General features: G+C 60.9%; 8 protein-coding genes. All 8 read right to left on the bottom strand.

The window, feature by feature from the left end; genetic code table 11:
* Window positions 1-2 precede the first annotated feature (2 nt).
* The 8 genes from gspE to gltB all read right to left on the bottom strand — a co-directional run bounded on the left by gspE (window position 3) and on the right by gltB (window position 13,648).
* On the bottom strand, window positions 3-1,475 hold the full coding sequence (gene gspE / locus VC35_RS10035; RefSeq protein ID WP_046039662.1) for a type II secretion system ATPase GspE: 1,473 nt from the start codon (window positions 1,473-1,475) through the stop codon (window positions 3-5).
* Window positions 1,476-1,479: 4 nt separating this feature from the next.
* Window positions 1,480-3,399: a type II secretion system secretin GspD gene (gspD, locus tag VC35_RS10030; protein WP_046039661.1), complete on the bottom strand. Its 1,920-nt coding sequence runs from the start codon at window positions 3,397-3,399 to the stop codon at window positions 1,480-1,482.
* An 8-nt stretch (window positions 3,400-3,407) separates the two neighbouring features.
* The gene (locus VC35_RS10025; protein WP_046039660.1) at window positions 3,408-3,950 is read right to left on the bottom strand and encodes a hypothetical protein; all 543 of its coding nucleotides are present in this window, start codon (window positions 3,948-3,950) and stop codon (window positions 3,408-3,410) included.
* 4 nt (window positions 3,951-3,954) lie between these two features.
* Complete coding sequence (locus VC35_RS10020; RefSeq protein WP_046039984.1) at window positions 3,955-4,503, bottom strand: cytochrome b; 549 nt, start codon at window positions 4,501-4,503, stop codon at window positions 3,955-3,957.
* Between the two features lie 77 nt (window positions 4,504-4,580).
* Window positions 4,581-6,047 (bottom strand): N-acetylglucosamine-binding protein GbpA, encoded by a 1,467-nt coding sequence (gbpA, locus tag VC35_RS10015; RefSeq protein ID WP_046039659.1) that lies wholly within the window; start codon window positions 6,045-6,047, stop codon window positions 4,581-4,583.
* 290 nt (window positions 6,048-6,337) lie between these two features.
* Window positions 6,338-7,405 (bottom strand): uroporphyrinogen decarboxylase, encoded by a 1,068-nt coding sequence (hemE, locus tag VC35_RS10010; protein ID WP_046039658.1) that lies wholly within the window; start codon window positions 7,403-7,405, stop codon window positions 6,338-6,340.
* 253 nt (window positions 7,406-7,658) lie between these two features.
* Window positions 7,659-9,077 carry an FAD-dependent oxidoreductase gene (locus tag VC35_RS10005; RefSeq protein ID WP_046039657.1) on the bottom strand — a complete coding sequence of 473 codons (1,419 nt, stop codon included), beginning with the start codon at window positions 9,075-9,077 and terminating at the stop codon, window positions 7,659-7,661.
* A gap of 125 nt (window positions 9,078-9,202) precedes the next feature.
* Entirely contained in the window at window positions 9,203-13,648 is a 4,446-nt protein-coding gene (gene gltB, locus VC35_RS10000) for a glutamate synthase large subunit (protein WP_046039656.1), read from the bottom strand.
* Window positions 13,649-13,775: the final 127 nt, after the last annotated feature.

The raw sequence follows: 13,775 nt of genomic DNA, 5'->3' as shown, positions 1-13,775 counted from the left end.
GGTCAGTTCTCCTGGGTCACACGCAGCAACTCATCGAGGCTGGTCAATCCTTCCAGCACTCGCTGGCGCCCGTCCAGGAACAGGCTGCGCGAGACCTTGCGCGTTTCGTCGACGAGGATTTGCTCACTGGCGCCCTGATGGATCAGCGCCGAGACTGCGGGTGTTACGCTGATCAGTTCGTAAATGCCGATACGTCCGCGATAGCCGTGCTGGCACTGTTCACAGCCCGAGGCCTTGAACAGGGTGTGCGGCGTGCTCGTGTCGAGCCCCAGGCGCTGGCAGGCCGCCGCATCGGCGAGGTACGCAACCTTGCAATGGGGGCACAAGGTGCGCAGCAGACGCTGGGCCAGAATGCCCACCAGCGAGGACGCCAGCAGATAGGCATCGACGCCCATGTCTACCAGCCGTGTGACCGCTCCGACCGCACTGTTGGTGTGCAGGGTCGAAAGCACCAGATGCCCGGTCAAGGACGCCTGGACAGCGATCTCAGCGGTTTCGCGGTCACGGATTTCGCCAACCATCACTACGTCCGGATCCTGGCGCAAAATCGCCCGCAGGCCCCGGGCGAAGGTCATGTCGACCTTCGGATTGACTGGCATCTGGCCGACACCCGGCAGGTGATATTCGATCGGGTCTTCGACCGTGAGAATGTTGCGGGTCTGGTCATTCAGGCTGCTCAGCGCGGCGTACAGGCTGGTAGTCTTGCCGGAACCGGTCGGCCCGGTCACTAGCAGAATGCCGTGGGGCTTGCCCAACAGATGACGCAGGGCCGCGAGGGTATCGTCCGGCATGCCCAGCCGATGCAAATCCAGCCGCCCGGCCTGCTTGTCGAGCAAGCGCAGCACCACCCGTTCGCCATGGGCCGAAGGCAGCGTCGAAACCCGCACATCGACTTCATGCCCGGCCAGGCGCAAGGCCATTCGCCCATCCTGGGGCACGCGTTTTTCCGCGATGTCCAGGCGCGCCATGACCTTGATCCGCGACACCAGCAGGGTCGCCAGTTCGCGCTTGGGCCTGAGCATTTCACGCAGTTGGCCATCCACTCGCATACGCACCGACAGGTACTGCTCGAAGGTTTCCAGGTGCACATCCGAGGCATGCTCACGCACCGCTTCACCGAGCAGCGCGTTGATCAGGCGAATGATCGGCGCGTCGCCCTGTTGCTCCAGCAGGTCGGCGGTTTGCGGGACCTGATCGACCAGGCTGAGCAAGTCCAGTTCTTCGTCCAGCCCTTGGGCAACTTGCTCCATCGCACTGTGCCCCTCGCGATAGGCCGCCGCCAGGCGCGAGGCGTACTCATCGGCCCCGACGATTTGAAACGGCAATGCCCGCCCGCACACCCGGCGCGCTTCCGCCAATGCGGTGAGCGGCGCATCACTGCGCAGGGCAAGACGCAAGTCGTCGCCGTCATGCTCCAGCAACACACCAAAACGCCGGGCGAAGCCGAAGGGCAGTTGCTCGCAGAGTTCGCTCATGGGTTCACTGCGCCTTGCCGCGCAAATCGAATACTGGCGCGTCGCTGGCCGACTCGAACAACCCGCGCGCCTCGGATGGCAGCAACAGCGAGTTGTTTTCCCCCGCCCCTGATTTGCTCAAGTCACGCAGCGCGTTGTACCGCTGCTGGCTGACCTGGGACAGGTCTTCCTTGCTGCGCACGATGGTCGGGCGCAAGAACACCATCAGGTTGCTTTTGGTCTGGGTGTCGCGGCTCCAGCGGAACAACGCGCCGAGGTAGGGAATGTCTCGCAGCAGCGGCACGCCGCTTTTCTGGGTACGCACGCTGTCCCTGATCAGGCCGCCGATCACGATGATTTCGCCATCGTCGGCGAGGATGGTGCTCTTGAGCGCTCGCTTGTTGGTGATCAGGTCCGAGGAGTCGATGCCCGATACCGACGGTGCGATGTCCGACACTTCCTGCTCGACCTCCAGGCGCAACGTCGAGCCTTCGTTGATGTAAGGCTTGATCTTCAGGCTGATGCCAACGTCCTTGCGCTCGACGGTGGTGAACGGATTCTCCGCACCGTTGCTGTTGGTGGCGTAGGAACCGGTCTTGAACGGCACGTTCTGGCCGACGATGATCTCGGCTTCCTGATTGTCCAGGGTCAACAGGCTCGGCGTGGACAGCAGGTTGCTGTGGGTGTTGCTGGCCAGCGCCGAAACCAGCGCACCGAAGCGGTCACCGCCCAGTTGCAGGATCGCCCCTTCTGGCGCTGATCTCTTCTCGTCGAACTTCAGCCCACCGACGATCGGAATGTCGGTGCCGGGAAAGTTGATGAAGCCCTTGGCGTTGCCTGTGTTGAGGTTCCACTGCACACCAACGGCCTCGGCGATGTCGCCGGAGATTTCGACGATGGCGGCATGGATCAACACCTGAGCCCGTGGCTGGTCCAGCTGACGCACGATGTTTTCGATGGTCCGTACCTGGGCTGGTTCGGCAATCAGCACCAGCGCGTTCTGGCTTTCATCGGCCTTGATCATGAAGGCTGCACCACCAGATGAATCTTTGGCGCTGCCGACGGTGGCCACCTGTTTTCTGCCCTGCCCCATCGACTCAAGAATCTCGGCCAACTGCTTGGCATCGCTGTGACGCAGGCGAATCACCCGGGCATTGTCGAGGGTCGTGGTGGCCGGCGTATCCAGACCTCGGGCCAGCTCGATCAGGCGCTGGCGAACGACCGGCGGGCCAATGAAAATCAGGCGATTGGTCCTGGTGTCGGCCAGTACCTGTATCGCTGAATCGGCATTGCGCTTGCCCATGGAGGCCTCGATCACCGGCGCGACATCGCCCGCCAGGGCATGCTTGAGCTGGACCACCGCGTACAGGTTGTTCTGACCGGAGTCCAGTTCGCGGATCACCCGGGCGATGCGCTTCACATTGGCAGCCGTATCGGTCAGCACCAACGCGTTGGCCGACACCGAAGGGCCGACATAACCATTGGCAGAGACCAATGGCCGCACCAACCCGGCAATATCAGTGGCGCTACCGGTGTTCAAGCCGATGACTTCGGTCACGAACTGCGACGCCGTGGTGGTTTTGACCGTGCCCTGGCCGGCACGGGTCTTGGCCTCGGCGACGGGGGTGATGAGGATCCGGTCGCCCTCATCGATCACCGTGAAGTTGTGGGCATCGAGCACCGAATAGAACAACCGGCGCACCCCTTCACGATCGAGGGCCTGCCGGGACATGACCGTGACTCGACCGGAGACTTTGGGGTCCAGCACTACGGTGGTCCCCAGAATGTTGGAGATCTCTTCGACGATGTCGCGCAGCTCTGCGTTGTTCATCGCCAGTTGCCACTTTTCTTCCTCGGCCTGAAGCGCGCCATGGGAAAGCGTTACCACCATGGCGACGAAAAAAATCACCGGTCGCAGTGCTTGCGCACCGAGAAAGCTATTCATGAACTTGATCACTCTGTCGACCCGGCAAGCGGGCTAAAAAAACGCGGAGAAATACTGGGCACTTGTGGCTTGCCGTGGGGGTCGAGCCGTTGCAGAAAACCCGTGACGGGAGGCTGGAGCGTCAACAGTTCCTCTCGGCCCTTGCTCCACAACACCGCGTGATCGGGCTCGACGCGACGCAAGACGCTGCCACCGGGCAAGCGCTCGCCGACCTGGTAGATGCGCGCGCCTTGCGAGTCCGCCAGCAGCACCCGGGACAAGCCGTGGGTGACGACGAAGCTTGCCTTCAAGGTCAGCGGTTCCGCGCTCGGCAGCAATTCGGCACCCGTGGTCAGACCGAGCACCGTTGCAACCGCCGTTGCGTCGAGCGCTTGAGGGGGTGCGGGAGCGGCTCGCGAGGCCGCGAGCGGTGCTGGCAACACCAACTGTTCGCGATAGCGCCACTCCTGCCAGCCCAGGAATGCCCCGTAGACCAACGGCACGACCAACAGGCTCGCCTTGCCCAGGAGCAAGGCCAGTCCGGTCAAGCGCTCGCGCGAAAACATCACCATGGCCTCACTCAAGTCGCCCGGGCCCAGGCTTGCCGCACAGGCGCAAAGACATACGTCGCAGCACCCGGTGGTTGCAGGCCTCATGCACGATAACGGCGCCGATGTGGACGGCCAGCAGCAGCGACAACACCACACACGCCCACGTGTGGACCTTGACGAACAATTCGATCAGTCGTGGATCGCTTAACGGCTGAGCGATCTCGATAACCCCGAATACATTGATCGGGCGATCCATCATCAACACGCCAGTCAGCAGAACGGCACCGACGATGAGGTAAATCGATGAGTGCACGAACAGTGCGAGCACCTCGACAAGCGACAACGACCGCATGCCCGAAAAACGGGTATGAGTGAAAAACAGAAACAGGCGCCACAGGTAAAACGGTATGAACACTGTCGTCAGCGAAACATTGAAGAACGCAACCGACTCTTTGGTGTGCGCAGACACCTCGAAACCGGCCACAAGAAAACCAGACAGCAAGGTCCACAGGATCACCGCCGCAGACAACCAATGCAGCAGCACGCGCTGTCTGGAATAACCCGAAACCGTCATTTTCAACTCGATCAACATCAAGGGAATAAAGCTTCAGGCGATCGGCTACCGATCGCCTGAAGTGCTACGAGGGGGACTTACAACTTGTTCCACGCCATGTGCCAGTGAGCACCGACACCCGGTTCATAACCGTTGGCGGAGGGGCTGTACTGCTTGCAGTAACCCGACTCTTGGAGCGGCTTGCACTCAAAGACTTCGTTGGTCTTCGGATGCAGCACCTTGGTGCCGGCTTTGTAGTCGCTGAGGCCTTCAGGGAACACGAAGTCGTATTCGATGCCGGCACCCTCACCGGTCAGTTGGGTGGTCTGGGTGTCCTGACGGGTCGTACGGCCATCCAGGGTAGTGCCGACCAGGGTCAGAGTGTGTGCGCCGGGGTTGCTGCGCACATCCATGGACAGCGAGGTGGAGCCACTGGCCACTTGTGTAGAGGTGGTGCCTACCGGTTTGTTGCTCTGGTCGAGCAAGGTGGCTTCGACGTTCATCGCACGGTTCGCGATCATGCTGAACTCGACCTTCGCCCGGCCTTTATCCAGGACGTATTCGGCTTGCTGCGAGGCCACCGCCATGCGCGCAGCGGTGTCCTCCTTCATGTCCAGTTGCACTTCGTAGCGGACTACCCCGCTTTCTTTTTGTGCGTAGAGGCTGTTGGTGCCTTTGACCGGCTCGACATTACCACTCTCGTCGCGGATACCGGCACGAACAAGGCTGTGGGTCTGGTTGATTTTTTCGGCCAGCTTGAACGACCAGTTTTGCGCCGTGCCGTCTTCAGCGTTATCGATGCTGATTTCGACACTGTAGTCCGGGCTCTCGCCATTGGCGGTGAACGCCCGGGCCTTGACCTTGTCGCCCACCAGCAGCGCCGTCGAAGGCGCAATGCTGCCTACGGAGGACCAGCCGCCAGGCAGCTCAGGCTCCGCCAGGATGTTCAGATCCGCAGCGTTGTAAAACGCGGCATCGGTATCGCCCACGGTCCAGATGGCCAGGACGACGTGATGGCCAGACTTGTCTGCCGGAATGTTGCAGTTGTGCTTGTCGCTGGACTCCGGACGCTTGTTGTCGCCGTTGATGGTGCAGAACGGCGTGCTTTCAAAGGTGGTGCGTTTGAGCGATTCGTTCGGATTCCAGCCGTTGCGGGTGATGAAATACTCGTGCTTGGTGGCCGGGTGAACCGCTGTGTAATGCCACTTGAAATCGATGTTGCGGTCCTTGATTTCAGTCAGGTGCCAACGGGTGGCGGACTGTGCATCCATGGCAGAGAACAGCGCGTGACCACCACTGGCGATCTTGCCATCGACCGGCCCCTGCAAGGGAGCACTGCCGACGCCTGCCGGAAAGCCTTTGAAGGTTTCACCGACACTCTGCGGCTCGTACTGGGCGCCACCGCAGTTGGTGTTCAAGCCTTTCTGGCAAGCCAACGCGCGCGAAGGCGGCACTTCCAGATAGCCATGGGCGGAAACGGTTTGAGAGGCCAGCATTGCCGATAACAGGATCATCGATGAAGTGCAGGCCGTTAAAGCACTTCTTTTATCAAATGTAATTTTCATGATGTATTCCAGACTGCTTATCGAAAACAGGGCGCCTTGTGGGCACCCCTGTTCGCTTCGTGACTGTTCGGCGATACGCCGGACAAGAGCCTGAAACCTTACGGGGATGGAAGAAAGTTCTATGTAGGAGTAATCAACACGCGAGGCAGGAACAGTCTCTCCATTCCTCGGTCCGACAAAGAAAGAAAACATTCTTACAGCTAGTAATGCTTTATCGATTGAGCTTTTAATCGGCATAAAAAAACCTGTCCGGCACTAGGCGGGACAGGCTTTTTGAAAACGGACAATCGCTATTCGTGATACTGCGCCGACAGCTCATGTACCGCGCGCAGGAACGCGCCGGCATGTTCCGGATCGACTTCCGGCGTGATGCCATGGCCGAGGTTGAACACGTGGCCGCTGCCTTTGCCGTAGCTGGCCAGGATGCGCCCGACTTCCGCGCGAATCGCTTCCGGCTTGGCGTAGAGCACGGTCGGGTCCATGTTGCCTTGCAGCGCGACCTTGTCGCCAACACGGACGCGGGCATTACCGATGTCGCAGGTCCAGTCCAGGCCCAGTGCATCAGCACCGGCGTCGGCGATGCTTTCCAGCCACAGGCCGCCGTTCTTGGTGAACAGGATCACCGGCACCTTGCGGCCTTCATGCTCGCGGATCAAACCGCTGACGATTTTCTTCATGTAGGCCAGGGAGAACTCCTGGTACGCCGCCGCCGACAGGTTGCCGCCCCAAGTGTCGAAGATCTGCACCGCTTGGGCACCGGCCATGATCTGGCCGTTGAGGTAGCTGGTGACCGACTGCGCGAGTTTATCCAGCAGCAGGTGCATGGCTTGTGGGTTGTCGTAGAGCATGGCCTTGGTCTTGCGGAAGTCTTTCGACGAACCGCCTTCGACCATGTAGGTCGCCAGGGTCCACGGGCTGCCGGAGAAGCCGATCAGCGGCACACGGCCGTTCAGTTCGCGGCGGATGGTGCTGACCGCGTCCATCACGTAACCCAGGTCTTTTTGCGGATCAGGAATCGGCAGGGCTTCGATGTCAGCCAGGGTGCTGACGACTTTCTTGAAGCGCGGACCTTCGCCGGTTTCGAAATACAGACCCTGACCCATGGCATCGGGGATGGTCAGGATGTCGGAAAAGAGAATCGCCGCGTCCAGTTGTGGATAGCGGTCGAGCGGCTGCATCGTGACTTCGCAAGCGAACGCCGGGTTCATGCACAGGCTCATGAAATCGCCGGCCTTGGCACGGCTGGCGCGGTATTCAGGCAGGTAGCGACCGGCCTGACGCATCATCCACACGGGGGTGACGTCTACGGGTTGCTTGAGCAGGGCGCGCAGGAAACGGTCGTTCTTCAGGGCAGTCATGTCGGCATCCGGAAAAAAAGTGAGGGCATTTTCTCAGAGCCGGGCGCAAAAGGCACGGCAAGAGCGGAGGCTTTTGTCTTTCGGGTCAATTTGTCGCAATGAAATACAGAGTTTAGCAACACCGCGAAACAACTGTGGGAGCGGGCTTGCTCGCGAATGCGGTGTGTCAGGCAACAAAACTGTCGACTGATACTCCCTCTTCGCGAGCAAGCCCGCTCCCACATTTTTACTGCATTCGGCTCAGAATCAGGGTTTAGACCCCCAGATAATCCAGGATCCCTTCCGCCGCATTACGGCCTTCGAAGATCGCCGTCACTACCAGGTCCGAACCGCGCACCATGTCGCCACCGGCGAAGATCTTCGGGTTGCTGGTCTGGTGCTTGTACTGACCTTGCTCAGGTGCCACAACACGGCCCTGGCTGTCGGTCTGGATCTCGAACTGCTCGAACCACGACGCCGGGCTCGGGCGGAAACCGAAAGCGATGACCACGGCGTCGGCCGGGATGATCTCTTCGGAGCCCGGGATCGGCTCGGGGCTGCGACGACCACGGGCGTCCGGCTCGCCGAGACGGGTCTCGACCACCTTCACGCCTTCGACCTTGTCTTCACCAACGATGGCAATCGGCTGGCGGTTGTAGAGGAATTTCACGCCTTCTTCCTTGGCGTTCTTCACCTCTTTGCGCGAGCCCGGCATGTTTGCTTCGTCACGACGATAGGCGCAGGTCACCGACTTGGCGCCCTGGCGGATCGACGTACGGTTGCAGTCCATCGCCGTGTCGCCACCGCCCAGTACCACGACCTTCTTGCCTTTCATGTCGACGAAATCTTCCGGCGACTTTTCAAAGCCCAGGTTGCGGTTGACGTTGGCGATCAGGAAGTCCAGCGCGTCGTACACGCCCGGCAGATCTTCCCCGGCAAAGCCGCCCTTCATATAGGTGTAGGTGCCCATGCCCATGAACACGGCATCGTATTCTTCGAGCAGTTGCTCCATGGTCACGTCCTGGCCCACCTCGGTGTTGAGGCGGAACTCGATGCCCATGCCGGTGAAGACTTCGCGACGATTGCTCAGCACGGTCTTTTCCAGCTTGAACTCGGGAATGCCGAAGGTCAGCAGACCGCCGATTTCCGGGTTCTTGTCGAACACCACCGGGGTCACGCCGCCACGCACCAGCACGTCGGCACAGCCCAGGCCCGCAGGCCCGGCACCGATGATCGCGACACGCTTGCCGGTCGGCTTGACCTTGGACATGTCCGGACGCCAGCCCATGGCGAACGCGGTGTCGGTGATGTACTTCTCCACCGAACCGATGGTCACCGCGCCGAAGCCGTCGTTGAGGGTGCAGGCACCCTCGCACAGACGATCCTGCGGGCACACCCGGCCGCAGACTTCCGGCAGGGTGTTGGTCTGGTGCGACAGCTCGGCGGCCTGGAGGATGTTGCCCTCGGCCACCAGCTTCAGCCAGTTGGGAATGAAGTTGTGCACCGGGCACTTCCATTCGCAATACGGGTTACCGCAACCCAGGCAGCGGTGTGCCTGGTCGGCCGACTGCTGGGGTTTGAAGGGTTCGTAGATTTCCACGAACTCTTTCTTGCGTTGACGCAACAGTTTCTTCTTCGGATCCTTGCGCCCGACCTCGATGAATTGGAAGTCGTTGCTGAGTCGTTCGCCCATCTTCAAAACCTCTTACACGACAGCTTCAAGCTCTAAGCTTCAAGCTGCAAGACAATCACGGTGGCAGGCACAACGCGCACTGCTGTTAACTTGCGGCTTGAAGCTTGCCGCTTGCAGCTGCGTCGTTACTGCGGATTCGCACGAGTACTGGAGAGCAGAGATTTCAAGCTCGCCGCCTTAGGTTTGACTAGCCAGAAACGACGCAAGTAATCATCGAGGTTCTCGGCGAGTTCACGACCCCACTCGCTGTCGGTTTCCTCGACGTATTCGTTCAGCACGCGTTGCAGGTGGCTGCGGTAGGCTTCCATCGCCTCGCCGCTGATCCGCTGGATTTCCACCAGTTCGTGGTTGACCCGGTCAACGAAGGTGTTGTCCTGGTCGAGCACGTAGGCGAAACCGCCGGTCATGCCAGAGCCGAAGTTGTAACCGGTCTTGCCCAAGACGCAGACGAAACCACCGGTCATGTACTCGCAGCAGTGATCGCCAGTGCCTTCCACGACGGTGTGGGCACCGGAGTTACGCACGGCGAAACGCTCGCCCGCGGTGCCGGCGGCGAACAGCTTGCCGCCAGTGGCGCCGTACAGGCAGGTGTTGCCGATGATGGCACTGTCCTGGGTGCGGTAGACACTGCCCTTCGGCGGAACGATGACCAGCTTGCCGCCGGTCATGCCTTTGCCGACGTAGTCGTTGGCGTCGCCTTCCAGGTACATGTGCAGGCCACCGGCGTTCCACACGCCGAAGCTCTGACCGGCAGTGCCCTTGAAGCGGAACGTGACCGGCGCATTGGCCATGCCCTGGTTACCGTGCTTGCGCGCGATTTCGCCGGAGATCCGTGCGCCGATGGAACGGTCGCAGTTGCAGATATCCAGGGCGAATTCAGCGCCGCTCAGGTCGTTGATCGCCGAGGTGGCCATGTCGACCATTTTCTCGGCCAGCAGGCCCTTGTCGAACGGCGGGTTGCGTTCAACGCCACAGAACTGCGGCTTGTCCGCCGGCACGTGGTCGCTGCCCAGCAACGGGGTCAGGTCCAGGTGATGCTGCTTGGCGGTCTGGCCTTCGAGGATTTCCAGCAGATCGGTACGGCCGATCAGCTCTTCGAGGGAGCGCACGCCCAGCTTGGCCAGCCACTCACGGGTTTCTTCGGCGACGTAGGTGAAGAAATTCACCACCATGTCGACGGTACCGATGTAGTGATCCTTGCGTAGCTTCTCGTTCTGGGTCGCGACGCCGGTGGCGCAGTTGTTCAGGTGGCAGATGCGCAGGTATTTGCAGCCCAGGGCGATCATTGGCGCGGTGCCGAAGCCGAAGCTTTCAGCACCGAGGATGGCCGCCTTGATCACGTCGAGGCCGGTTTTCAGGCCGCCGTCGGTCTGTACACGGACCTTGCCGCGCAGGTCGTTGCCACGCAGGGTCTGGTGGGTTTCGGCAAGGCCGAGTTCCCACGGAGCGCCCGCGTACTTGATCGAGGTCAGTGGCGATGCACCGGTACCACCGTCATAACCGGAGATGGTGATCAAGTCCGCGTAGGCCTTGGCCACACCGGCGGCGATGGTGCCGACGCCCGCTTCTGCTACCAGCTTCACCGAGACCAGCGCCTTCGGGTTGACTTGTTTCAGGTCGAAAATCAGCTGCGACAAGTCTTCGATCGAATAGATGTCATGGTGCGGCGGTGGCGAAATCAGGGTCACGCCTGGTACTGCGTAACGCAGCTTGGCGATCAGACCGTTGACCTTGCCGCCTGGCAGCTGACCACCTTCGCCGGGCTTGGCGCCCTGGGCGACCTTGATCTGCAGCACTTCAGCGTTGACCAGGTATTCCGGGGTCACACCGAAACGGCCGGTGGCAACCTGCTTGATTTTCGAGCTCTTGATGGTGCCGTAGCGCGCCGGGTCTTCGCCGCCTTCACCGGAGTTGGAACGCGCACCGAGGCGGTTCATGGCTTCGGCCAGGGCTTCGTGAGCTTCCGGCGACAGGGCGCCCAGGGAGATACCGGCGGAGTCGAAGCGCTTGAGCACCGATTCCAGTGGTTCGATCTCGCTGATGTCCAATGGAGTGTCGAGGGTTTTGACTTTCAGCAGGTCGCGGATCATCGACACCGGGCGGTTGTCCACCAGCGACGTGTATTCCTTGAACTTGCTGTAGTCGCCCTGCTGCACAGCGGCTTGCAGGGTGTTGACCACGTCCGGGTTGTACGCGTGATACTCGCCACCATGGACGAACTTCAGCAATCCACCCTGCTGGATCGGCTTGCGCGGGCTCCAGGCTTCGGTGGCCAGGGCTTTCTGCTCGGCTTCGATGTCGACGAAACGCGCACCCTTGATGCGGCTTGGCACGCCACGGAAGCTCAGGTTGCAAACTTCCTCGGACAGGCCGATGGCTTCGAACAACTGCGCACCACGGTACGAAGTGATGGTCGAGATACCCATCTTCGACAGGATCTTGAGCAGGCCTTTGGTGATGCCTTTACGGTAGTTCTTGAACACCTCGTAGAGGTCGCCCAGCACTTCACCGGTACGGATCAGGTCGCCCAGCACTTCGTAGGCCAGGAACGGATAAACGGCAGAGGCGCCGAAACCGATCAACACGGCGAAGTGGTGCGGATCGCGAGCGGTCGCGGTTTCCACCAGGATGTTGGAGTCGCAACGCAGGCCTTTCTCGGTCAGGCGGTGATGCACCGCACCGGTGGCGAGCGAAGCGTGGATCGGCAGCTTGCCTGGGGCAATGTGACGGTCACTCAGCACGACCTGGGTACGACCGGCGCGCACGGCTTCTTCAGCCTGATCGGCCACGTTGCGGATCGCCGCTTCCAGGCCGACGCTCTCGTCGTAGTTGAGGTCGATGATCGCGCGCTCGAAGCCCGGACGATCGAGGTTCATCAGCGAGCGCCACTTGGCCGGGGAAATGACCGGCGAGCTGAGGATCACGCGCGAAGCGTGTTCCGGCGACTCCTGGAAGATGTTGCGCTCGGCACCGAGGCAGATTTCCAGCGACATGACGATGGCTTCACGCAGCGGGTCGATCGGCGGGTTGGTGACCTGCGCGAACTGCTGGCGGAAATAGTCGTACGGCGTGCGCACGCGCTGGGACAGCACGGCCATCGGCGTATCGTCGCCCATCGAGCCCACGGCTTCGTAGCCTTGCTCACCGAGCGGACGCAGCACCTGGTCGCGCTCTTCGAACGTGACCTGGTACATCTTCATGTATTGCTTGAGCTGATCGACATCGTAGAACGCCGAACCGTGGTCGTTGTCTTCCATGGTCGCCTGGATGCGCAGGGCATTCTTGCGCAGCCATTGCTTGTACGGATGACGGGACTTCAGGCGGTTGTCGATCGCATCGGTGTCGAGGATCTGACCGGTTTCGGTGTCCACGGCAAAGATCTGGCCCGGGCCCACACGGCCCTTGGCGATCACGTCTTCAGGCTGGTAGTTCCAGACACCGATTTCCGAGGCCAGGGTGATGAAGCCGTTCTTGGTGGTGACCCAACGCGCCGGACGCAGGCCGTTACGGTCGAGCAGGCACACCGCGTAACGACCATCGGTCATTACCACGCCGGCCGGGCCGTCCCACGGCTCCATGTGCATCGAGTTGTATTCGTAGAACGCACGCAGATCCGGGTCCATGGTCTCGACGTTCTGCCACGCAGGCGGAATGATCATCCGCACGCCACGGAACAGGTCGATGCCACCGGTGACCATCAGTTCGAGCATGTTGTCCATGCTGGAGGAGTCGGAACCCACGCGGTTGACCAGCGGGCCGAGCTCTTCCAGATCCATCAGGTCGTTGGTGAACTTGGTGCGACGGGCCACGGCCCAGTTGCGGTTGCCGGTGATGGTGTTGATCTCGCCGTTGTGCGCCAGGAAGCGGAACGGTTGAGCCAGCGGCCATTTCGGCAGGGTGTTGGTGGAGAAGCGCTGGTGGAACACGCAAATCGAGGTTTGCAGGCGCTCATCGCTCAGGTCCGGATAGAAGGCGGTCAAGTCCGCCGGCATCATCAGGCCTTTATAAATGATGGTCTTGTGCGAAAAGCTGCACACGTAGTGGTCGGTGTCGGCGGCGTTGGCCACGGACGAGCGACGACGGGAGGTGAACAGCTTGACGGCCATGTCCTGATCGCTCAGGCCTTCACCGCCGATGAACACCTGCTCGATCTGCGGCAGGCGCTCAAGGGCCAGGCGGCCGAGGACGCTGGTGTCGATCGGCACTTTGCGCCAGCCGACCAGTTGCAGACCGGCGGCCAGGATTTCGCGGTTCATGTTCTCGCGAGCGGCTTCGGCTTTGACCGGGTCCTGGTTGAAGAAGACCATGCCCACAGCGTATTGCTTGGGCATTTCGACGCCGAAGGTTTCCTGGGCGATCGCTCGCAGGAACACGTCCGGCTTTTGAATCAGCAGACCGCAACCGTCACCGGTCTTGCCGTCGGCATTAATCCCACCGCGGTGGGTCATGCAGGTCAGGGCCTCAATGGCCGTTTGCAAAAGGGTATGACTGGGCTCGCCCTGCATATGGGCTATCAGGCCGAAACCGCAGTTATCCTTGAATTCATCTGGTTGGTACAGACCTGCTTTCATAGACACTTTCTCACCAGGCTGCTTCTCGCGAAGCAAATTTCTTTTCAATTCAACCACTTACCAACCGCGCCGAACGTACGTCAGCTTTGCGGGGGCAAAAGGGAGGTCATTGTACACACCGACACAG

Origin of the sequence: Pseudomonas fluorescens (assembly GCF_000967965.1) — a bacterium.
Classification (GTDB): Bacteria; Pseudomonadota; Gammaproteobacteria; order Pseudomonadales; family Pseudomonadaceae; genus Aquipseudomonas; species Aquipseudomonas grandcourensis.
This window is presented reverse-complemented; position numbering and strand designations above follow the sequence as displayed.

Coding starts and splice junctions, on each gene's coding strand:
- gspE (WP_046039662.1), bottom strand. CDS start 1,475: ATGAGCGAACTCTGCGAGCAACTGCCCTTCGGCTTCGCCCGGCGTTTT.
- gbpA (WP_046039659.1), bottom strand. CDS start 6,047: ATGAAAATTACATTTGATAAAAGAAGTGCTTTAACGGCCTGCACTTCA.
- VC35_RS10025 (WP_046039660.1), bottom strand. CDS start 3,950: ATGGTGATGTTTTCGCGCGAGCGCTTGACCGGACTGGCCTTGCTCCTG.
- VC35_RS10005 (WP_046039657.1), bottom strand. CDS start 9,077: ATGGGCGAACGACTCAGCAACGACTTCCAATTCATCGAGGTCGGGCGC.
- gspD (WP_046039661.1), bottom strand. CDS start 3,399: ATGAATAGCTTTCTCGGTGCGCAAGCACTGCGACCGGTGATTTTTTTC.
- VC35_RS10020 (WP_046039984.1), bottom strand. CDS start 4,503: ATGACGGTTTCGGGTTATTCCAGACAGCGCGTGCTGCTGCATTGGTTG.
- gltB (WP_046039656.1), bottom strand. CDS start 13,648: ATGAAAGCAGGTCTGTACCAACCAGATGAATTCAAGGATAACTGCGGT.
- hemE (WP_046039658.1), bottom strand. CDS start 7,405: ATGACTGCCCTGAAGAACGACCGTTTCCTGCGCGCCCTGCTCAAGCAA.